Source organism: Nocardioides sp. Root682 (assembly GCF_001427795.1).
Classification (GTDB): domain Bacteria; phylum Actinomycetota; class Actinomycetes; order Propionibacteriales; family Nocardioidaceae; genus Nocardioides.
This window is the reverse complement of record NZ_LMHJ01000001.1, coordinates 2,235,038-2,254,910: the sequence shown is the minus strand read 5'-3', so window position 1 is coordinate 2,254,910 and position 19,873 is coordinate 2,235,038. Positions and strand designations below refer to the sequence as shown.

General features: G+C 68.5%; 20 protein-coding genes. 15 read left to right on the top strand and 5 right to left on the bottom strand.

The genetic code is table 11. The annotated features are described in order from the left end of the window. Positions 1 to 90 precede the first annotated feature (90 nt). On the bottom strand, positions 91 to 657 hold the full coding sequence (locus ASD84_RS10665) for an RNA polymerase sigma factor (RefSeq protein ID WP_056709850.1): 567 nt from the start codon (positions 655 to 657) through the stop codon (positions 91 to 93). Between the two features lie 58 nt (positions 658 to 715). Between ASD84_RS10665 and ASD84_RS10660 the strand changes: the two genes are divergently transcribed. Next, entirely contained in the window at positions 716 to 2,374 is a 1,659-nt protein-coding gene (locus tag ASD84_RS10660) for a serine/threonine-protein kinase (protein ID WP_056709847.1), read from the top strand. Positions 2,375 to 2,384: 10 nt separating this feature from the next. Here the strand turns inward: ASD84_RS10660 and ASD84_RS10655 are convergent, their stop codons facing one another. Together ASD84_RS10655 and ASD84_RS10650 are read right to left on the bottom strand one after the other, a co-directional pair. Then, the gene (locus tag ASD84_RS10655; protein WP_056709845.1) at positions 2,385 to 3,152 is read right to left on the bottom strand and encodes a putative protein N(5)-glutamine methyltransferase; all 768 of its coding nucleotides are present in this window, start codon (positions 3,150 to 3,152) and stop codon (positions 2,385 to 2,387) included. Between the two features lie 14 nt (positions 3,153 to 3,166). Beyond that, the gene (locus ASD84_RS10650; protein WP_056709843.1) at positions 3,167 to 3,406 is read right to left on the bottom strand and encodes a PspC domain-containing protein; all 240 of its coding nucleotides are present in this window, start codon (positions 3,404 to 3,406) and stop codon (positions 3,167 to 3,169) included. 126 nt (positions 3,407 to 3,532) lie between these two features. On the opposite strand from ASD84_RS10650, the gene ASD84_RS10645 reads away from it, so the two are divergent. Beyond that, the gene (locus tag ASD84_RS10645; protein WP_056709841.1) at positions 3,533 to 4,348 is read left to right on the top strand and encodes a glycerophosphodiester phosphodiesterase family protein; all 816 of its coding nucleotides are present in this window, start codon (positions 3,533 to 3,535) and stop codon (positions 4,346 to 4,348) included. A 10-nt stretch (positions 4,349 to 4,358) separates the two neighbouring features. Next, positions 4,359 to 5,306 carry a DUF5926 family protein gene (locus ASD84_RS10640; protein ID WP_056709839.1) on the top strand — a complete coding sequence of 316 codons (948 nt, stop codon included), beginning with the start codon at positions 4,359 to 4,361 and terminating at the stop codon, positions 5,304 to 5,306. 11 nt (positions 5,307 to 5,317) lie between these two features. On the opposite strand, the gene ASD84_RS10635 is transcribed toward ASD84_RS10640, so the two are convergent. Beyond that, positions 5,318 to 7,114 carry a sigma-54-dependent Fis family transcriptional regulator gene (locus ASD84_RS10635; protein ID WP_056709837.1) on the bottom strand — a complete coding sequence of 599 codons (1,797 nt, stop codon included), beginning with the start codon at positions 7,112 to 7,114 and terminating at the stop codon, positions 5,318 to 5,320. A 99-nt stretch (positions 7,115 to 7,213) separates the two neighbouring features. Here ASD84_RS10635 and ASD84_RS10630 point away from each other — a divergent pair, with 99 nt between their 5' ends. The 5 genes from ASD84_RS10630 (at position 7,214) to ASD84_RS10610 (ending at position 10,792) form a co-directional block, all read left to right on the top strand. Continuing rightward, positions 7,214 to 7,906, top strand: coding sequence for a DUF1097 family protein (locus ASD84_RS10630; protein ID WP_056709834.1), 693 nt, complete (start codon positions 7,214 to 7,216; stop codon positions 7,904 to 7,906). A 225-nt stretch (positions 7,907 to 8,131) separates the two neighbouring features. Next, the gene (locus tag ASD84_RS10625; protein ID WP_056709832.1) at positions 8,132 to 8,401 is read left to right on the top strand and encodes a hypothetical protein; all 270 of its coding nucleotides are present in this window, start codon (positions 8,132 to 8,134) and stop codon (positions 8,399 to 8,401) included. Positions 8,402 to 8,423: 22 nt separating this feature from the next. Next, positions 8,424 to 8,990 carry a hypothetical protein gene (locus tag ASD84_RS10620; protein WP_056709829.1) on the top strand — a complete coding sequence of 189 codons (567 nt, stop codon included), beginning with the start codon at positions 8,424 to 8,426 and terminating at the stop codon, positions 8,988 to 8,990. 22 nt (positions 8,991 to 9,012) lie between these two features. After that, positions 9,013 to 10,389 (top strand): FAD-binding oxidoreductase, encoded by a 1,377-nt coding sequence (locus ASD84_RS10615; RefSeq protein WP_056709827.1) that lies wholly within the window; start codon positions 9,013 to 9,015, stop codon positions 10,387 to 10,389. A 73-nt stretch (positions 10,390 to 10,462) separates the two neighbouring features. Beyond that, the gene (locus ASD84_RS10610) at positions 10,463 to 10,792 is read left to right on the top strand and encodes a putative quinol monooxygenase (RefSeq protein WP_056709825.1); all 330 of its coding nucleotides are present in this window, start codon (positions 10,463 to 10,465) and stop codon (positions 10,790 to 10,792) included. Between the two features lie 41 nt (positions 10,793 to 10,833). On the opposite strand, the gene ASD84_RS10605 is transcribed toward ASD84_RS10610, so the two are convergent. Then, complete coding sequence (locus tag ASD84_RS10605) at positions 10,834 to 12,507, bottom strand: sigma-54-dependent Fis family transcriptional regulator (RefSeq protein WP_082573280.1); 1,674 nt, start codon at positions 12,505 to 12,507, stop codon at positions 10,834 to 10,836. Between the two features lie 115 nt (positions 12,508 to 12,622). On the opposite strand from ASD84_RS10605, the gene ASD84_RS10600 reads away from it, so the two are divergent. The 7 genes from ASD84_RS10600 (at position 12,623) to ASD84_RS10570 (ending at position 19,790) form a co-directional block, all read left to right on the top strand. Beyond that, positions 12,623 to 14,260: a methane monooxygenase gene (locus ASD84_RS10600; RefSeq protein WP_056709823.1), complete on the top strand. Its 1,638-nt coding sequence runs from the start codon at positions 12,623 to 12,625 to the stop codon at positions 14,258 to 14,260. Between the two features lie 81 nt (positions 14,261 to 14,341). Beyond that, positions 14,342 to 15,391 (top strand): FAD-binding oxidoreductase, encoded by a 1,050-nt coding sequence (locus ASD84_RS10595; protein ID WP_056709821.1) that lies wholly within the window; start codon positions 14,342 to 14,344, stop codon positions 15,389 to 15,391. A 41-nt stretch (positions 15,392 to 15,432) separates the two neighbouring features. After that, the gene (locus ASD84_RS10590) at positions 15,433 to 16,539 is read left to right on the top strand and encodes an aromatic/alkene monooxygenase hydroxylase subunit beta (protein ID WP_056709818.1); all 1,107 of its coding nucleotides are present in this window, start codon (positions 15,433 to 15,435) and stop codon (positions 16,537 to 16,539) included. A gap of 5 nt (positions 16,540 to 16,544) precedes the next feature. Beyond that, a complete protein-coding gene (gene mimD / locus ASD84_RS10585; RefSeq protein WP_235531093.1) occupies positions 16,545 to 16,880 on the top strand; it encodes a propane 2-monooxygenase effector subunit MimD in 336 nt (111 codons plus the stop codon). A 104-nt stretch (positions 16,881 to 16,984) separates the two neighbouring features. Then, positions 16,985 to 18,028: an amidohydrolase family protein gene (locus ASD84_RS10580; RefSeq protein WP_056709814.1), complete on the top strand. Its 1,044-nt coding sequence runs from the start codon at positions 16,985 to 16,987 to the stop codon at positions 18,026 to 18,028. Continuing rightward, positions 18,025 to 18,768: an iron-sulfur cluster assembly protein gene (locus tag ASD84_RS10575; protein ID WP_056709812.1), complete on the top strand. Its 744-nt coding sequence runs from the start codon at positions 18,025 to 18,027 to the stop codon at positions 18,766 to 18,768. Before ASD84_RS10580 ends, ASD84_RS10575 begins: the two co-directional genes overlap by 4 nt. Then, on the top strand, positions 18,765 to 19,790 hold the full coding sequence (locus tag ASD84_RS10570) for an NAD(P)-dependent alcohol dehydrogenase (RefSeq protein WP_056709811.1): 1,026 nt from the start codon (positions 18,765 to 18,767) through the stop codon (positions 19,788 to 19,790). Before ASD84_RS10575 ends, ASD84_RS10570 begins: the two co-directional genes overlap by 4 nt. Positions 19,791 to 19,873: the final 83 nt, after the last annotated feature.

Here is a 19,873-nt window from a genome sequence, read left to right as displayed (position 1 = left end):
GCGTCAGGAGTCTTGACAATCCCGGATGGATGGTAGTGATTCGACGTAATCATCAGCAGTCCGTTGTCTGCGGATCGAGCTCGTTCTGCACTAGTCCTGCACGCGCAGCAGCGGACGGATCGCCTGCCGGGCGTGGTGGATCCGGGCCTTGATCGTGCCGAGCGGGGTGTCGAGCAACCGCGCGATCTCGTTGTAGTCGAGCTCCTGCACGTCGCGCAGCACCAGCGCTTCCGCCTGGTCCGGGGAGCTGGCGGCCAGGACCTCGAGCGCGTCGAGCAGGTCGAGACGACTGCCGGCGATCACGCTCGTGGTGCGCGGGTCGGCGTACACGGGGAGCTCGTCGACGGCGTGCTCGGCGGCCCGCCGCTTCAGTGAGCGGTACGTCGACCGGGCGCTGTTGGACGCGACCGCATGCAGCCACGTGGTGAACCTGCTGCGCCCGCCGAACGTGTGGATCTTCGTCGCGACGAGGAGCAGCGCGTCCTGGGTCGCCTCCTCGGCGTCCTGCGGGTGCAGCAGCATCCGCCCGCAGATGCGGCGTACTCGCGGCTGGATCGCGGCGAGCAGGTCCTCGATCGCGGCACGGTCACCGGCGGCGGCACGCAGGGCCAGCTCGTCGAGATCGGCCTGGTCGGCCCGATCGGTCTGGTCCTCCACCACGCACGCCTCCGAGTCGTCACGTTTCCCTGCCTGCCCGTGAGGCACAATACGCAGCGTGTCGTTGCCGGAGCGTCTCGGGAGACTCCGCCGGATCGATCGGATCGGGGCGGGCGGCTTCGCGACCGTCTGGCTCTACCAGGACGACGAGCTCGACTCCCTGGTCGCGGTGAAGGCACTCGCCGACAACTGGGCGCACCGCGAGGACGTCTGCGACCGGTTCCTCGAGGAAGCGCGCATCCTGCGCCGCGCCGACTCCGACCACGTCGTGCGCGTCTACGACATCGGCGAGGTCGACGGCACGCCGTACTTCGTCATGTCGTACGCCGACCGCGGCTCGGTGGCCGACCTCGTCCAGCCCGGCGAGACGTTGCCGCACGCCCGGGTCGTGGAGCTGCTGGCCCAGGCCGGCGACGGCGTCTCCGTGCTGCACCGCCACGGCGTGATCCACCGCGACATCAAGCCGCAGAACCTGTTGCTGCGCTCCACGCCCGACGGTGGCGAGAAGGTGCTGGTCGCCGACCTCGGTGTGGCGAAGGCGATGTTGCACGCCAGCGGCCTGACCCAGGTCGTCGGCACGCCCGCGTACATGGCACCCGAGCAGGCCGTCGGCATCGGCCTCGACCTGCGCGCCGACGTCCACGCCCTCGGCGCCGTCGGGTACCACCTCCTCACCGGACGCCTCGTGCGCGAGGGCGGCTTCGGCGCCCTGATGGCACCGACCCTGCCGCCACCTCCGTCCGCGATCGCCGCCGTCCCGTCGTCGTACGACGGCGTGCTGATGCGCGCGCTGGCGCCCAACCCTGATGACCGCTGGCCCGACGTGCCCTCCTTCGTCGCGGCGCTCCGGGAGGCGGAGCGGTCGGCCGCAGCGCCGTCGCCGGTGACCGTGCAGGTCGCACGCCACCCGGTGGTGTCGACCCCCGCGTGGCCGCGGGTGGACACGCCGGCCCAGCCGCCCGAGCCGCCCGAGGAAGGTCGTCGAGCAGCGGCGAGCGCAGAGCCCGATGGTCGTGTCGAGAAGCGGGGCGGAGCTGCCCGCCTCGCCGCCCTGGTCCTGCTGGTGCTGCTCGTCGCCTTCGGTGCGGCGTACGGCGCCACGCGCGTCCTCGACGGCAACCCGACCGCTGAATCCCCCAACGGACAAGGCGAAACTCCGCCTTCGGATGATGCAGAGTCGCCGACCGGTGAACCTGCCGCGGACATCGACTACCCGGCTCTCGAGGCGCTCGCCGACTACGAGAACCACGTGGTGCGGACCGGCGAGGTCGCGTGGAACTACGCGGCGCCGGCCGGCTGGGTGGCCTTCCGGGTGAAGGGCAGCAGCGATGCCGGTGTGCTCGAGTCGCCCGAGATCAACAAGCAGGACCACGTGCGTTGGAGGCCCGATGGTGAACCCGCTGTCGGCGGTTACAGCCTGCGCGTCCAGGCGATCGGTCCGACGAAGACCGTTGCGCAGTTGGTCGCGGCCAAGGTCGACGCGTTCGTGAATTCACCTGACCTGGTCGGCGTCGACGTCCTGAACCAGACCGAGGACACCGCCTACTTCACCTTCCGTGACAGCGCGAACCGGCTCCGTTACAACTTCTTCCGCTGGGTCGCTGGTGCGTCCGGCAAGGCTTCCCTGGAGATCTCGGTGACCGGCCGCAAGGCGGACGAGGACGGGCTCAACGCACTGCTCGAAAAGGTGTCGGGGGCCGCGAGCCCCATCCAGTAGTCGGCTGGGGTCAGCGGAGCTTCCCGCTGAGGACGGTGGCGTCGCGCTCGGGATCGTGACGGACCTGCGCATCGAGTCCTGCGTTGCTGAAGGCCGTGGCCGCGTCGCCGGCCTGCGCCTCGGACACCTCGGAGAAGACACTGCCTCCTGGCCGGAGCCAGGTGGGGGCGAGGGCCGCGACCCGGCGCAACACGTCGAGACCGTCCGTCCCGCCGTCGACGGTCCCGAGGGGTTCGTGGTCGCGGGACTCCGGCGGCATCAGTGCGATCGCTGCGGTCGGGACGTAGGGGACATTGGCGAGGATCACGTCGACCCGCCCGCGAAGTGCGGGGGACAGGGGCTCGTCGAGGTCGCCGAGGTGGGCGATCCCGCCGACGGCCTCGAGGTTGCGGGCCGCGCAGGCGACCGCGACCGGGTCGTTGTCGGTCGCGTGCAGCGCAGTCCGCGGGTGCCGGTGGGCGAGGGCCAGCCCGAGGGCACCGCTGCCGCAGCACAGGTCCAGCACCGTGGCCGCGTCGATGCCGGTCAGGGCCTCCGCCGCCAGCTCGACGAGGTACGACGTCCGCTGGCGCGGCACGAACACACCCGGTTCGACCGCGACCCGCAGGCCGTCGAACGCGACCCAGCCGACGACGTACTCGAGGGGGACGCCGGCTACGCGGCGGGCGACCAGCTCCTCGAGCTCGGCAGGCGTACCGGCTGCCTCTGTCAGGAGATCGGCCTCCTCCTCGGCGAACACGCACCCGGCGGCGCGGAGGCGAGCGACGAGGGTGGGCACCGGAGCAGCCTGCCCTACGCCTCCGGCATCAGCCACCACGCGGCGGCGTACAGGACGATGCCGAGGCCGGAGCCGAAGACGATCGCGGCGACCAGGAGGAGGCGGACGACGGTCGCGTCGACACCGAAGTGGTCGGCGATGCCACCGCAGACACCGGCCACCATCTTGTCGTGCGAGCGACGGGTCAGCCGGCGGCCGACGGTGGGCGGCAGGGTGCCGGGGGAGGGGGCGGGGTAGCTCTCGTAGTTGCTCATGCCTCCACGGTGCCTGCCGCGGAGCGTCGACACATCGGGGACCGACCCCGGTCGTACCCGGAGTCACCCCGGACCGATCCCTGAGTGTTGCTGCCAAGCCCCTCGTCGGCCTGCCACAATCGACGCGTGCCGGACGTCCCGCCCCTGCGGCCGCAGGTGGTTGCCCATCGCGGCGCCAGCCATGAGCTCGCCGAGCACACGCTCGCGGCCTATCTCCGGGCACTCGACACGGGTGCCGGCGGCCTGGAGTGCGACGTCCGACTGACCGCCGACGGGCACCTCGTCTGCGTGCACGACCGCGACCTCCGTCGTACCGCCTCGACGAAGGGCCTCGTCTCGACGATGGACCTCGCCGACCTCTCCGAGCTCGACTTCGCCGCCTGGAAGAACCCGTGGGCCGACCTCGACGACGAGGCTCCCGAGGTCGACGAGTCACTCCACAGCGTGCTCACCCTCCGCAAGCTGCTCGAGACCGTGGCCGACTACGACCGCCGGGTCGAGATGGCGATCGAGACCAAGCACCCGACCCGGTTCGGCGGTCTCGTGGAGAAGCGGCTGGTCGAGATGCTGCGCGAGTTCGGCTGGGACCAGCCGGGGTCGCCGGTCCGGGTGATGAGCTTCTCCTTCACCGCGCTGCAGCGCGTCGAGCGCCTCGCTCCCGACATCCAGCTCGTGCAGCTCTTCGACAAGCCGAACCAGTGGCCGATGCTGCGCCGGGTCATCGGCAAGGACTGGATCGTGGGTCCTGGCATCAAGATGCTGCGCCAGCACCCGAAGCTGCAGGACAGCCTCGTGCGCAGCGGGCGCGACGTGCACGTGTGGACCGTCAACAAGGAGAAGGACCTCCAGCTCTGCCTCGACCTCGGGGTCAAGGCCGTGATCAGCGACAAGCCGCGGTTCATGCTGGACCTCCTCGACACGCGCTTCGGTGTCGCCGAGTAGGTTTCGGCGCATGGCCAAGAAGAACCGCACCAAGTCATCCGGGACCGCGACCGAGACCCCCGCCGGCGAGGTCGGTCCGCGCCAGCCCTGCCCGTGCGGCTCGGGCAAGCGCTACAAGGCCTGCCACGGTGCCGCCGGCGGTGCCGACGTGTTCGTCAAGCGTCCGTTCGAGGGCCTTCCGTCGGAGTGCGACGTCGTGGCACTGCGCGAGCTCGTCCCGGCCGCGACCGCCGTACTCCCTCTCCAGGGTGAGTACGCCGACCGCGTGGTCAAGCTCTGCTCCCTGCTCCCCGGCGCTGCCCCGGCGCTGGTCCGCGACAGCGGCGAGGTGTGGCTCGGCCTGCAGGTCCAGCACTCCTTCGGTGACCCGGCTCGCGACCTCGGCGCCGTCCTGGTTGCCGCGCTCGCCGCCGAACCGGGCGCCGGCATGATCCCCCTGACCAGCGCCCCCGGCCTGGACACCCCGCGACTCCAGGACCTCGTCGCGGACGGTGACCTCAAGGTCGAGGTGCACGAGGGCTTCGAGTTCTGGGTGTCCGACATGGACGCCAGTTCCGAGCTCGCCCAGGCGCTGGAGGCTGCCGACGGCGCCGCCGCTCCGACCGCGCGCCTCACCGAGGTCACCGCCGCCTACTGGACCGCGATGGGCTCCAAGGAGCACCTGCGCTGGGTGATGCCCGAGCCCGAGGACGTGCTGCTCGACGCCCTCGCCCGACTGCACGTCTCCGGTGACGACGTGATCGTCCCGGACGCCCGCCTGGTCGGGATGTTCCGTGCCCACGGACTGCTCGCCCCGGTCTGGGACCTGCCGGTGGGCACCGGCCCCGAGCCGCTCGAGGAAGCCGCGACCACCTTCAAGGCCAAGCTCGACGCCGCCCTGGCCAACACCGCGGACCTCACCACCGAGGAGCGTTCGGCGCGCAACGGCCTGGCCAACCGCCAGGTCACCATCCGCTGATCCCACGCCGGTCAGACCGCGTCGACGTCGATCTCCAGGCTCTTGATCTTGCGGTAGATCGACGCCCGGGACATTCCCAGTGACTCGGCCGCCTTGTCCTTGGCGCCACCGTTGGCCCGGAGGGCATCGACGATGGCTTCCCTGGTCAACCACTCGATCGGGGTCAGGTGTCGCCGGAGTCCCCCGCCTCGTTCGGGCGGCAGGTCGGTCTCGTCCAGGGTGTCGCCCCGGGCGTCGGCGACCATCTGCTTGACGACGGCGTCGACCTCGGTCAGGTTCCCCGGCCAGGTCTGTCGGGTGAACCGCGCGACCAGCGCTGGCGTCGCGGTGACGTGTCGACGCCCTGCGTGGCGACGGACCATCGCCGGGACGATCTTCTCGAGGTCCTGGATGCGCGTGCGCAGGGGCGGTACGGCGACGAAGGGGACCCCCGCAGCCCTCAGCTCGGACGACGCCTGGTCCTGGCCGTCGGCAGCGGTCGTCCGCAGGCTGAACGCGAGCCAGCCCGGTAGCGGGTCCTCGGATCCGGCGACGGCCGACATCAGGTCCGTGAGGACCCCGTCGGCGAGCATCTCTGCGCGCTTCACCAGGACGGGCGAACCGTGGCGCAGGTCGCCCAGCACGGAGGCAACGAGCTCGGTCCCGCTGAGCGGGGTCTCCGCCGCATCGACCACCACCAGGTTGCGGGCGGGGAAGTGGTGGGCCGCGACTGCCCGAGCCGTCATCTGTTTGCCCACGCCGCCCTCACCGATCAGGCACACGGGCTGACGCTCATCGGCATGACGGCTCGCCAGCACCGCAGCTCCCATGGTGGCCGGGCTGAGGCCGTCGAAGCCGGCGACCGGGGCCGCCCGGCGGGGCGTCGCCGCTGCCGTGGACTGGATCGCCTCGGTCGGGACGACCTCGATGATCGCTCCCACGAGCTGGCCCCCGCGCGAGACCGCCCTCATCTGCAAGGACGTCTGCGTGCCGTTCGAGAGCAGGATCGGAACACTGTTCCGCTCGGCCGACGCCAACGCATCCTGGGCGAGGGGCCAGAGGTCGTCGCGACGCATGTCGCCGAGCATCGAGGTGACGGCGGGGGCAGCGAGCAGTGCTTCGGCACTGACGGCGAGGACATGTGACCCGCGGCCGCGCGACGCATGGAGGTACTCCTCCATGAGTGCCTTCGCGCCGTGGCCGCTGAGCTCGAGGAGGCCTTCCTCGATGACGCTGCCGGCCTGGCGGACCAGTGCCGTGAGCGCCGGGCTCGCCAGCTCCGACCAGGTGGTGATGTCCAGGACGCCGAGAATGCGGTGGGTGTTGGGGTCGCGCAGCGGAACACCCACGCACGCGTACGTGCGGAGCACCTCGTTGAAGTGCTCGACTCCGTGCACCAGCGAGGTGGTCCGCCCTTCGAGGGCGGTCCCGATCCCGTTGGTCCCGACGTACTTCTCCGAGTAGTTGAAGCCGGGTGCCAGCAGGACCCGGTCGAGGGCGGACTCCAGCTGGCGTTCGCCCGATCGGCGCAGGAGGACCTTGCCCCGGCTGTCGGCGAGGATCACCGTGATCGGGCTGCCCATGATGTCCTCCTGCACCCGCTGGATCACCGGGGTGGCGGCTCGCACGAGCTTCGTGGCGAGGTTGAGGTTCGCGTCGTACGGCGCACTGATCCCCTCGGCACTGGCGCCGTCGTCGTACGAGCGTCGCCACGACGCCAGGATCTCGCCGCGCGGCCCGTTCGGCTGGGGGGCCGTCCCGGCACCCGAGAGCAGGCGGTCGCGGGCTCGTTCGATCGCGACGGCCCACTCAGCTGAGTCTGTTGCCACCGTTGCGCTCCATCGGTTCTCAAAGTGAGACACGTCACACTACCCGTCCTGACTCGAATGGACGCAGCAAGGAACAGCCACTCGACAAAGGACACGTACATGACACAGCGACTGAAGTCCCTGTTGCCGCTCAGCATCGCCGTAGGTCTGCTGGCCTTCCTCTGGCTGGAGGTGTCCCTCAACTTCAGCTTCCACTGGTTCAGTGACGGCGACCTGGGGATCGGCCTGTCACTCCCCCACAACTTCCACCTGATTCCGCCGGCAGCGTTCGTCTCCTGGGCGATGTTCTTCGCGGCCGGCGCGGACCGGGCCGCCGCGGGGAAGGTGGCCGTCGCCTCGGTGATCGGCGCCTTCAGCGGACTCCTGCTCATGTGGATCTCCCCGGCGGTGGCCGACCTGCCGGACTTCTGGGGCATCGCTGCGACGGCGGGAGTGCTGGCGCTGGTCGTGACCGCGTCGGGCAGCCTCGGTGACTGGTACTTCATCCCCGGGACCTTCGGTGGGTTCGCCACGATCGTCTTCTGGTGGATCGCCACCGGCCTGGACGGCTGGGCGGAAGGCGGCGGCGGAGTCGGCAACAGCGTCGAGGCCCTCGGCAATCCCGCGACTGCGGGGAGCGGAGCGTTCGGCGGGGTCCTGTCCACACCGATCGAGTGGGTGTTCCTCTCGTGCGCGGCCACCCTCCTGTGCGGTGTCCTGCTGGGCCTGGCTTCCGCACGGCTCGCGGGCGTCCTCGCGGTCGTTCTCCCGGCCCCGAGCCAGGCGGAGAGCGCACCAGCGCCTGCCGCGTGAGGTCCATCCCGGGCGTCTCAGATCGAGACCCGCGGTGAGCCGGAACAGCGGTCGAATGGGGTTCGTGAATCACCGACGGTCCTGATGAACAGCAACCGTCGCAGCCACCACTGAACGGGGAAAGATCATGATCGACTGGGACTCGGAGGACTGGGGCGGGAACGTCCACCTCGCATCGAACGGCTCGTGGGTCGTCGACCGGCACGGTGACGAATCCGACGACGAGTGACCAGCGAGGCGGTGACCCGCGAGGCGTGGATGAGCTACGCGCTGAGCCGGATCCGCACCCTGGTCGACCGGCCCCGTGAGGACATGTCGGAGGACGAGCTCAGCATCTTCACGTTCGCGCAGAACGCGCTGGCAGGAGGCGAGCCGGTGATCCGTTCGATCGAGCGAGGTCCGGGATTCCGGTTGTGTCGCATCTGTCTTGCCGAGTGGAACGACGTCGTCCCCGTCGACCACGTGCACGGCTGTCCGCTGAGTACGGCGCCGTGAACCCTCAGAACGGAGTTGCGCCATGAACACCACCACCGCCGACTGGCAGGGTCAGGCTGTCGCCGGCCTGAGCCAGCTCACGCCCGACGCCATGCCTGCCATGGAGCTGTTGTACCTCGACGGGCTGGCCGTTCATCTCCTCGGACCGGACGCCCCGGCGCCGCCGTACACGATCGAGCACGGCGCGACGATCGCCAGCCTGCTGCTGCGGGCCCTGGCGGATGCGCCCGTCGTGGAGCTCGATCTCGAACCCGGGGACACCGATGGAGCGACGGCGACCGCACGCGCGGCGATCGTGGACGGTGCCCACCGACTCGCACGCAGCGGTGGGCTCGGAGCGCAGCGGCTGGTGAAGCGATTCCTGCCCGCAGCTGTGGGGGAGCTCGAACAGCACAAGGAGGGCCCAGAGGCCCAGGTGCGCTCGCTCTTCTACTACGGCCTGCTCGCCATCGCGTCCGGACCGGAGAACCAGACCAACGCAGAGACCTCGGACGGCGTTCTCGCGTCGTTCCGTGCCTGGGACGAACGGATCGGAGCGGGCTTCGTCCCGCCGTGGCGCATCATTGATCAGGAGTCCACTCCCGCCTGACCGATCACAGGGGACGAACGCGATGACGCCGAGCGAGCAAGGCGGCCTCCGGACCCTCGAGGAGCTCCTTCCCTCCGAGATCGTGGTGACGGACCCCGACGTGATCGCCTCCTATGCCAGGGACCAGTCGAGGTTCACCGACTCCTGCCTCCCCCTCGCCGTGCTGATGCCCCGGACGACCGACGAGGTCTCGCGCTCCCTGAAGGTGCTGCACGAGCTCGGGATACCGACGGTCGCGCGGGGCGCAGGAAGCGGTCTCAGCGGTGCGGCGAACGCTTCACCGGGCTGCGTCGTGATGTCGCTGCACCGGATGAACGAGATCCTCGAGATCGACGTGGAGGACCGGCTCGCGGTCGTGCAGCCGGGGGTGGTCACCGCGACCCTGCGGGCCGCTGTCAGTGCCGCAGGCCTGTTCTACCCGCCCGATCCGGGCAGCGTGGAGATGTGCACCATCGGTGGCAACGCCTCGACCAATGCCGGCGGAATGTGTTGCGTCAAGTACGGCGTGACCGGGGACTTCGTGATCGGGCTCGAGGTCGTCCTTGCCGACGGCCGGGTGATGCGCACCGGACGTCGTACGGTCAAGGGTGTCGCCGGCTACGACCTCACCCGGCTCTTCGTCGGCTCCGAGGGCACGCTCGGAGTGATCACGGAGATCACCGTCCGGCTGGTGCCGGGCCCGCCTGCGGCGCAGACGCTCGTGGCGTCGTTCGCCAGCCTCAGCCACGCCGGTGCCGCAGTCGCGGGCGTCACCCGAGCCGGCTTGACTCCGTCGCTGATGGAGATCCTGGACCGCACGACCGTCCAGGCGGTCGACGAGATGTCGCACATGGGGCTCGGGCGGGACGTGGCTGCCCTCCTCCTGATCCAGAGTGACGACCAGGACGCGACAGGTCTGCTGAGCCTGGTCGAGGACATCTGTCGACAGTGCGGTGCCGTCGACGTGGCGCGAAGCTCCGACCCGACCGAGGCGGCGCTCCTCCTGGAGGCCCGGCGACTTGCCCTGCCTGCCCTCGAGCGTCTCGGTGACTGGCTGCTGGACGACGTCGCCGTGCCCCGATCCCGGATCGTCGAGCTGATCGGTGCGATCGAGGAGATCGGGCAGCAGCTCGGCATCGTGATCGGCGTCTTCGGTCACGCTGGCGACGGCAACCTGCACCCCACCGTGATCTTCGACGACACCGATCCGGCGAGCAGGGCCGTGGCCGTGGCCGCCTTCGACGCGATCACCCAGAAGGCGCTGGACCTCGGCGGGACCATCACGGGTGAGCACGGCACCGGACGGCTCAAGCGAGGGTGGCTCGCGCGCGAGCTCGACCCGACGTCGCGCTCCGTGCAGACAGCCATCAAGGCCGCGCTCGATCCCGACAACCTGCTCAACCCTGCCGTGGCCTGGTGAGGCACCGTCCCTGGGGGAGCGCACGTCTCAGATCGAGATCAGCGAGGGTCGACCGGCGTGCTTGGCTGGGGAAATGATCTTCATCACCGCCAAGTTCCGCGTCCGTCCCGCAGCTGCCGACCGCTGGCCCGACATCGTCCGTGAGTTCACCGAAGCGACCCGCGCCGAGGACGGCTGCCTCTGGTTCGACTGGTCACGCAGCCTGGACGACCCGACCGAGTACGTCCTGGTCGAAGCCTTCCGCGATCCTGAAGCGGGCGGTCGGCACGTCGGCTCGCAGCATTTCCAGGACGCTCGTACGACGCTGCCGCCGTACCTCGTGGAGACGCCGCGGATCGTGAACTTCGACGTTCCGGGCGTCGACTGGTCCGAGCTCGGCGAGCTGGCGGTCGACCAGGCCTGAGTCGCGTGCCATGACCGGTCAGGGCCAGGCGCCCTGGCTGGTCAGGTGACGATCCCGTACTCGCGGATACGGCGGTAGATCGTCGCCCGTGACATGCCGAGCGACTCCGACGCGGCGGCCTTGTCGCCGTCGTGGACCTTGAGCGCCTCGATGACTGCGTCGCGCTCGAGGGTCTCCAGGCGGGTCAGGCTGCGACGCGCCGTCGCCCGACACTCCGCCGGCAGGTCGGCCAGGTCGACGCTCCCGGAACGTCGGGTGCGACAGATCGCGTGCAGCGTCTGCCGCAGGTGGGACACGTTCCCCGGCCACGGCAGGCGCATCAGCTGGCTCAGGGCCGGCTTCGACAGGACCAGGTCAGTGGCGCCGGCGCGATTGAGCAACGACCGCACCAGGGCCGGGAGGTCCTCGACGTGGTGCCGTAGGGGCGGCACGGACACCGTGCGCGGGAAGAAGTGCAGCAGGTGTGCTCCGACCTCGGGATTCCCGTCGTCCGGGTAGGTGGTCAGCGCGACCCAGGGGTCTCGGGCCACGGAGCTGTCCTGGACGCGCTGGAACAGCTCGACGAGGTCGTCCAACTGCTCGCTGGACAGCAGATGGGCGTGCCGGATGACGATGTCGGCGCCACCCTCGAGGTCGGCCGTCATCTGCTCGACGAGATCGTCAGCGCGCGCGTCGGCGATGGCCAGGCGATGGTCCCGGGCAGCGGAGTCGTGGGCCGCGACGATGAGGGCCAGCTTCCCGGAGCCCTCCTCCCCCTGCAGCAGCACCCACTCCGCCCGCGCGACAGCGGTGCGGACCTCGTGGCTGACCCGGCGCCACGCAGCGCTCGTGCCGGCGAGTCCCGGCAGGGCCGGACCCTGGGGTTCGCGGCTGTGCGCAGCGCCCTGCGGCTTGACCCGGATGATTCCGCCGGCCAGCGCCTCGCCCACGAACGTCGGTTGGTAGCTCAGGCGTGCGACCACACCGCTCGGCAGGTCGGCGAGCAGCGTGCCGGGATCGAGGCGACCGATCGTCTCCCTGGTCTGGTCCAGCAGCGCTGCCTGGTCGCCGGCGTCGAAGTGTTGCTGGGCGATCGAGTTCATCATGAACAGCTCCCGGCCGACCGCGATCACCGGTCCGCCGGAGTGCTTGCAGGCCGCGTAGTAGCCGCCGAGCAGCGCTGCGTCGAGCTCGTTGGCTTCTTCGAGGATCCGTTCCTGGACTCGCCGAGCGGCGAGCTTGGCGAAGGAGAGCAGGAGCGGGTTGGTGTTCTCGGCCTTGGTCGTGATGTCGATGACGCCGAGCAAGGCCCCGCTGACCGGGTGCGTGACGAGGGCGCCGGCGCACGAGAACGGGCGCAGGTTGCCGGTGTAGTGCTCGTGCCCGTTGATCAGGATCGGCCCGCCGATCTCGAGAGCCGTGCCGATGCCGTTGGTGCCGACCTCGGACTCGCTGTAGCGGAAGCCGGGAGCCAGGCGGACGGCGTCGAGCGCCCCGATCAGCGAGTTGTCGCCGCCGCTGCGCAGCAGGACGACGCCGTGGCTGTCGGTGAGGATCATGCAGACCGGCTCGTTGGCGAGCTCTGCCGCCAGCGATGAGAGCACCGGGCGTGCGGCCCGCAGGAGCAGGGAGTCGCGGTCGATCGCGTCCACGAAGGTCGGGTCCGGATGGTCCGTGTCGACCAGGGATTCCTTTGATCGCTGCCAGGAGACGCGGATGTAGGAGCGGGTTTCCATCACGTGTCCGACATTAGATCCGCGCGATGTGATCGACGTCTCACATTGAGACCGGCCGCCGGGTCTGAGCCGAGTTTGATCAGGGACCTCACCAGCCCCGACCAAGGAGGCAGCATTGAGCCGCCAGAGTCTCACCAAAGCCCACGCGAAGATCAGTGAACTGACCTGGGAACCGACCTTCGCCACCCCCGCCACTCGTTTCGGTACCGACTACACCTTCGAGAAGGCGCCGAAGAAGGACCCGCTGAAGCAGATCATGCGGTCCTACTTCCCGATGGAGGAGGAGAAGGACAACCGGGTCTACGGCGCCATGGACGGCGCCATCCGGGGCAACATGTTCCGCCAGGTCCAGCAGCGCTGGCTGGAGTGGCAGAAGCTGTTCCTGTCGATCATCCCGTTCCCGGAGATCTCGGCCGCCCGTGCGATGCCGATGGCCATCGACGCGGTGCCGAACCCCGAGATCCACAACGGTCTTGCGGTGCAGATGATCGACGAGGTCCGTCACTCGACGATCCAGATGAACCTCAAGAAGCTCTACATGAACAACTACATCGACCCCGCCGGGTTCGACATGACCGAGAAGGCGTTCGCGAACAACTACGCGGGCACCATCGGTCGCCAGTTCGGTGAAGGCTTCATCACCGGGGACGCCATCACGGCGGCGAACATCTACCTCACGGTGGTGGCCGAGACGGCGTTCACGAACACCCTGTTCGTGGCGATGCCGGACGAGGCGGCGGCCAACGGTGACTACCTGCTGCCGACGGTCTTCCACTCGGTCCAGTCCGACGAGTCACGCCACATCTCCAACGGCTACTCCATCTTGCTGATGGCCCTGGCCGACGAGCGCAACCGTCCGCTGCTCGAGCGCGACATGCGCTACGCGTGGTGGAACAACCACTGCGTGGTGGATGCCGCCATCGGCACCTTCATCGAGTACGGCACGAAGGACCGCCGCAAGGACCGGGAGAGCTACGCGGAGATGTGGCGTCGGTGGATCTACGACGACTACTACCGCAGCTACCTCATCCCGCTTGAGAAGTACGGCCTCACCATCCCCCACGACCTCGTGGAGGAGGCGTGGAACCGGATCGTCAACAAGGGCTACGTGCACGAAGTGGCGCGGTTCTTCGCGACGGGATGGCCGGTCAACTACTGGCGGATCGACGCCATGACCGACACGGATTTCGAGTGGTTCGAGGACAAGTACCCGGGCTGGTACTCGAAGTACGGCAAGTGGTGGGAGGAGTACAGCCGGCTCGCCCACCCGGGCAACAACAAGCCGATCGCGTTCGAGGACGTGGGCTACCAGTACCCCCACCGTTGCTGGACCTGCATGGTGCCGGCCCTCATCCGTGAGGACATGGTCACCGAGAAGGTCGACGACCAGTGGCGGACGTACTGCTCGGAGACCTGCTACTGGACCGACGCGGTGGCCTTCCGGGCCGAGTACGACGGCAAGCCCACGCCCAACATGGGCCGGCTCACCGGGTTCCGCGAGTGGGAGACGTTGCACCACGACACCGACCTGGCCGACATCGTCCAGAACCTCGGCTACGTGCGCGACGACGGCAAGACCCTCATCGGTCAGCCGCACCTCGACCTCAGTGATCCCAAGAAGATGTGGACCCTGGACGACGTCCGCGGCAACCAGTTCATGAGCCCGAACGTGCTCCTCAACCAGATGTCCGACGAAGAGCGCGTGGCGCACATCGCCGACTACATGGCGAACGGCACCAAGTCCAGCGCCTGACATCACTCGACCCGGTGGTGCCGCTCCGTGGGGGATGCGGCACCACCGGGGTCCCACCACCCATTCACGAAGGAGGGCCACGTGTCGGACAAGCACACGATCAGGTTCGACCCTGTCGACATCGAGATGGAGGTCGGCGAGGACGAGAACATCCTCGACGCGGCCTTCCGGCAGGGCATTCATCTCATGCACGGTTGCCGTGAGGGGCAGTGTTCCGCCTGCAAGTCCTACGTGCTGGATGGCGAGATCCAGATGGAGCGCTACTCGACCTTCGCCTGCAACGACGCCGAGGTCGACGAGGGTTACGTGCTGCTCTGCCGCTCGCACGCCTTCAGCGACTGCACGATCGAGCTGCTCAACTTCGACGAGGACGAGCTGCTGGGCGGGGTGCCGATCCAGGACGTGCAGACCCGCGTGACCGCGATCGAGGCCATGACGCGCGACATCGTGTCCCTGCGGCTGACGGCAGTGGAGCCGGCGACGTACGACTTCAAGCCGGGGCAGTACGCCGACATCAAGATCCCGGGCACCGACGAGCACCGCTCCTTCTCCATGGCGAGCACCCAGTCGACACCGGGCGAGGTCGAGTTCCTGATCAAGAAGTACCCGGGTGGCCGGTTCGCCGCGCTCCTCGACGACGGCCTGGCCGTCGGTGACCAGGTGGACCTCACCGGACCGTACGGCTCGTTCACCCTCAAGGAGGCGCACGTCCTTCCGGTCGTGTGCATCGGCGGGGGAGCCGGAATGGCGCCGATCCTGTCCCTGCTCAAGCACCTGAACGAGACCGGCAGTACTCGCCCGGTGCGGTTCTACTACGGAGCCCGGACACCGGACGACGTGTTCTACGTCGACCTGATCACGACTCTCGGAGAGAAGCTCCGGGACTTCGAGTTCACGGTCTGTCTCTCCGAGTCGATGCCCGTGAACCCGGCCTCCCTGGGCTTCCGGGCCGAGCCCGGCAACGTCACCGACGTCGTCGCCCGTCACGAGGAGGCCCTGGCGAAGGCCGAGGTCTACCTGTGCGGTCCGCCGCCCATGGTGGACGCCGCTCTGGTCTTCCTGGACCAGCAGGGAGTTCCGGCAGACCAGGTCTTCCACGACTCGTTCACCAGCCCGCTCACAGCGGACTGAGCAGCACCCATCCCAACCCATCCACGCAGGAGTTGACACCCATGGCGGACATCACCGACCAGAAGGAACGCAGCTTTCCCAAGATCGAGTTCACGGACTCGGAAGCGGGAGCGCTCACCTTCCCCAGCTCGAAGAGCCGGACCTACAACTACTACAAGCCGGCGAAGCTGCGGGCCACGATGTACGAGGACGTCACCGTCGACGTGCAGCCGGACCCCGAGCGCCACCTGACGCAGGGCTGGATCTACGGCTTCGGTGATGGCCCCGGTGGCTACCCCCAGGAGTGGACCAAGGCGAAGTCATCGAACTGGCACGCCTTCCTCGACCCGAACGAGGAGTGGGAGCAGTCGATCTACCGCAACAACTCTGCGGTCGTCCACCAGGTCGAGCTGTGCCTCAAGAACGCCAAGCGTGCTGGCGTCTACGACAACTGGAACACCTCGTGGCTGAAGTTCATCGAGCGGAACGTCGGTGCGTGGATGCACGCAGAGAACGGTCTGGCGCTGCACGTGTTCACCGCGGTCCAGCGTTCCGGCCCCAGCAACATGATCAACACGGCCGTGGCCGTCAACGCGGCGCACAAGATGCGCTTCGCCCAGGACCTCGCGCTGTTCAACCTCGACCTCTCCGAGGCTGACGTCGAGTTCGACGGATCCGCGCATCGTGCCGTGTGGCAGGAGGCGCCGGAGTGGCAGCCCACCCGCGAGGTCGTCGAGCAGCTCACCGCCGAGGGCGACTGGGCCCAGCTGCTGTTCGCGACGAACATCGTCTTCGAGCAGCTCGTCGGTTCGCTCTTCCGCACCGAGCTCGTGATGCAGATTTCGGCCCGCAACGGCGACTACATCACGCCCACGATCGTCGGCACCGGCGAGCACGACTATGACCGCGACCTCGGCTACACGCGGGCGCTCTTCCGCCTGCTCACCCAGGACGAGGTGCACGGCGCGGCCAACAAGGAGCTCTTCGGTCAGTGGCTGAGCCTCTGGGTGCCGCGGTGCCTTGCCGCGGTCCGTGCGCTCCAGCCGATCTGGTCGCAGCCCGCCGAGAAGGCGGTCACCTTCGCGACCAGTCTCGAGAACGCCAAGTCGAAATTCTCATTCCTGCTCGAGGACCTCGGGCTCGACATCCCGAAGGAGCTTGACCAGTGACCGCCATGCAGTTCGGATCCGCCACAGAGTTCTCCAACATGTGTGGCGTCACCCTGATGAACACCCCGATCGGCCGCGTCGTCGCGGAGGTGATGGGGAACAAGGAGGGCGTCGAGCTCACCGAGTACCCGTCGATGATCCGCGTCGACGGCGTCCGGCTCCTGGAGTTCGACTACGACGAGCTCACCGACGCCCTCGGCGTCGAGTTCGACGGCTCCACCTTCGAGGAGATCAGCTCGACCCACTACGGGCGGATGGTCCACCTCGACGACAAGACCATGTTGTTCGCGAGTCCTGAGGACGCGGCCGAGTTCATCGGCTTCGACCTCACCGTGAGCTGAGTCGCCACGTCCGTCCCGCCCGGGGCCCGGGTCTGTGGCCCCGGGCGGGACTTCCACGACAGACCAACGCAGACCACCACAGACGAGCAGAAGCGAGGCACGAGATGTACAGCAAGGACGGCGAGAACTACTACGTGGTCGACAGCCACGTGGCGATCTGGGACGCCCGTGAGGCCAACCTCAAGAACGTCCACGGAAAGCAGTTCATCGACTGCTTCTACGACTACCACAAGAACCTCAGCCCGGAGGAAGAGGTGTGGGACTACGACACCTACACCTACTACGGCGGCGAGCGCCTGATGAAGGACCTCTTCCAGGACGGGTACGTCGACCACGCGATCTTCCAGCCTGCGCTGCTCACGGCGTTCTACAACACGGGATTCGGCCAGACCGAGGAGGCCCTCGCCCTGGCCGGGGAGCACCCGGAGCAGCTGACGTACAACCACTGCTACGACCCGCGGAACGAGCAGGCCGGCCTGGAGCAGCTCCGCCGCGACGCCGAGCGCATGGGCCTGCGCGGGGTCAAGCTCTACACGGCCGAGTGGCACGGGGACTCCCGCGGCTACAAGCTCGACGACAAGTGGTCGCGCCGCTACCTCGAGGAGTGCATCGAGCTCGGGATCACCAACATCCACGTGCACAAGGGTCCGACCATCCGGCCGCTGGACCGCGATGCCTTCGACGTCGCGGACATCGACAAGGTGGCCACCGACTACCTCGACCTGAACTTCGTCGTCGAGCACGTGGGCCTGCCCCGGCTCGAGGACTTCTGCTGGATCGCGACCCAGGAGTCCAACGTCTACGGCGGACTGGCGGTGGCGATGCCGTTCATCCACACGCGTCCGCGCTACTTCGCCCAGATCATCGGCGAGCTCCTCTACTGGATCGGCGAGGACAAGATCCTCTTCTCCAGCGACTACGCGCTGTGGACGCCGAAGTGGTTGATCGAGAAGTTCGTCGACTTCCAGATCCCGGAGGACATGACGGAGTACGCGCCGATCACCGTCGACCAGAAGAAGAAGATCCTCGGGCTCAACGCGGCAGCGCTCTACGACCTGGACGTTCCCGAAAGTCTCAGGATCCCCACCTCTGCGGCCGACCCGGGTGTCGAGGTGGCGGCCGGCGCCAAGGAGACCGTGGCGTCATGACGGCCATCGCCGTCTCCGTCGAGACGACTCTCGAGTCAGCGGTCCTGGCTGCGCTCGGAACGGTCGTCGACCCCGAGCTGGACGAGCCGATCACCGATCTCGGTTTCGTCCGCTCGGTCGCCATCGACGACCTCGGCGTGACCGTGCACCTCCGGCTGCCGACGTCGTTCTGCTCGCCGAACTTCGCTTACCTGATGGCATCCGACGCGGTGGATGCGCTGCGGTCCGTGGACGACATCAGGACGGTCCGGGTCCTGCTCGACGACCACCACGACTCGGACAAGATCAACGCGGGACTCGCGGCGGACGCGGGGTACCGCGGGACGTTCGGAGTCGAGGCGGAGGACAGCCTCGAAGAGCTGCGGCTGACGTTCCAGCGCAAGGCACACATGGCCGCCATGGAACGGTGCATCGAGACGCAGCTCAGGACGACGAGCCTGGCGGTGTCCGACATCTACCGCTTGCGACTGCGCAACCTGCCGGCCGGCCGCGCCAGGGAGGCGCTGCTGCGCCGACGCGCTGCCATCGGGCTCGGCATCGGGCTCGACCTGCCCGTGTTCGTCGACGAGCACGGCGTCGCCGTACCTCCCGAGGAGGTGCCGATGAAGCTGCGTTTCGCCAAGTCGGTCCGGATCTCCATCGACGGAAACGGTCACTTCTGTCGCGGGTTGCTCGCCACCCGGTACGAGGACGACGAGTCGCTCGACCTGCACATCACGAACACCAGGAGGACGGCATGAAGGCAGTACAGGTCATCGGCTACCACACCAAGCTCCAGCTGAACGAGGTCCCGGAGCCGGAGGTCCAGGGCCCGCTCGACGTGATCGTCAGGATCGGCGGGGCCGGTGTCTGCCGCACCGACCTGCACGTGCTCGAGGGGCAGTGGGCGGAGAAGACGGGTGTCGAGCTCCCGTACACGATCGGTCACGAGAACGCCGGCTGGGTGCACGCGACAGGTGACGCCGTCACCAACGTGGCCGTCGGGGACAAGGTGATCGTGCACCCGCTCGTCACGTGCGGGCTGTGCCGTGCGTGCCGGTTCGGGGACGACGTGCACTGCGAGAACAGCCAGTTCCCGGGCATCGACGTCCACGGCGGGTACGCCGAGTACCTGCTCACCAGCGCCCGCAGTGTGGTCAAGATCGACCCCAGCCTGGAACCGTCAGACGTGGCGGCGCTCGCCGACGCCGGCCTGACCGCGTACCACGCAGCGGCGAAAGCGGCACGCGCCACTCGTCCCGGCGACGTGTGCGTGATCATCGGGGCCGGCGGCCTGGGCCACATCGGGATCCAGGTGATGAAGGCGATCTCGGCGGCCACGCTGGTCGTCGTCGACCGCAACCAGGCGGCCCTCGACCTCGCCAGGGAGATCGGTGCGGACGTCACTGTCCTGGCGGACGGCGACCAGGTGGTGAAGGTCCTGGAGCTCACCGGGGGCCACGGCGCCGAGGCGGTCGTGGACTTCGTCGGTGAGGGCGGCGCCACCGCTCAGGGCATCGCGATGCTGCGCCGCGCAGGCAACTACTACGTGGTCGGTTACGGCGAGAACATCGACGTCCCGACCATCGACGTGATCTCGACCGAGATCAACTTCATCGGCAACCTCGTCGGGTCCTACAACGACCTGCAGGAGCTGATGGTCCTCGCGGCCAGGGGCAGCGTGAAGCTCCACACCACGAAGTACGCGCTCGAGGACTTCCAGCAGGCACTCGACGATCTCGACAACGGCTTGGTCAGGGGCCGGGCGATTCTCGTCCCCTGACCCGAGCACGCACCACCGCACCACCACGCACCACCTGTGCACCACCCAACAACAGACCGATTTCCAGACAAACGTGAAGGGTT

Coding starts and splice junctions, on each gene's coding strand:
- ASD84_RS10650 (WP_056709843.1), bottom strand. CDS start 3,406: ATGAGCAACTACGAGAGCTACCCCGCCCCCTCCCCCGGCACCCTGCCG.
- ASD84_RS10640 (WP_056709839.1), top strand. CDS start 4,359: ATGGCCAAGAAGAACCGCACCAAGTCATCCGGGACCGCGACCGAGACC.
- ASD84_RS10630 (WP_056709834.1), top strand. CDS start 7,214: ATGACACAGCGACTGAAGTCCCTGTTGCCGCTCAGCATCGCCGTAGGT.
- ASD84_RS10620 (WP_056709829.1), top strand. CDS start 8,424: ATGAACACCACCACCGCCGACTGGCAGGGTCAGGCTGTCGCCGGCCTG.
- ASD84_RS10615 (WP_056709827.1), top strand. CDS start 9,013: ATGACGCCGAGCGAGCAAGGCGGCCTCCGGACCCTCGAGGAGCTCCTT.
- ASD84_RS10610 (WP_056709825.1), top strand. CDS start 10,463: ATGATCTTCATCACCGCCAAGTTCCGCGTCCGTCCCGCAGCTGCCGAC.
- ASD84_RS10605 (WP_082573280.1), bottom strand. CDS start 12,507: ATGGAAACCCGCTCCTACATCCGCGTCTCCTGGCAGCGATCAAAGGAA.
- ASD84_RS10590 (WP_056709818.1), top strand. CDS start 15,433: ATGGCGGACATCACCGACCAGAAGGAACGCAGCTTTCCCAAGATCGAG.
- mimD (WP_235531093.1), top strand. CDS start 16,545: ATGCAGTTCGGATCCGCCACAGAGTTCTCCAACATGTGTGGCGTCACC.
- ASD84_RS10580 (WP_056709814.1), top strand. CDS start 16,985: ATGTACAGCAAGGACGGCGAGAACTACTACGTGGTCGACAGCCACGTG.
- ASD84_RS10575 (WP_056709812.1), top strand. CDS start 18,025: ATGACGGCCATCGCCGTCTCCGTCGAGACGACTCTCGAGTCAGCGGTC.
- ASD84_RS10570 (WP_056709811.1), top strand. CDS start 18,765: ATGAAGGCAGTACAGGTCATCGGCTACCACACCAAGCTCCAGCTGAAC.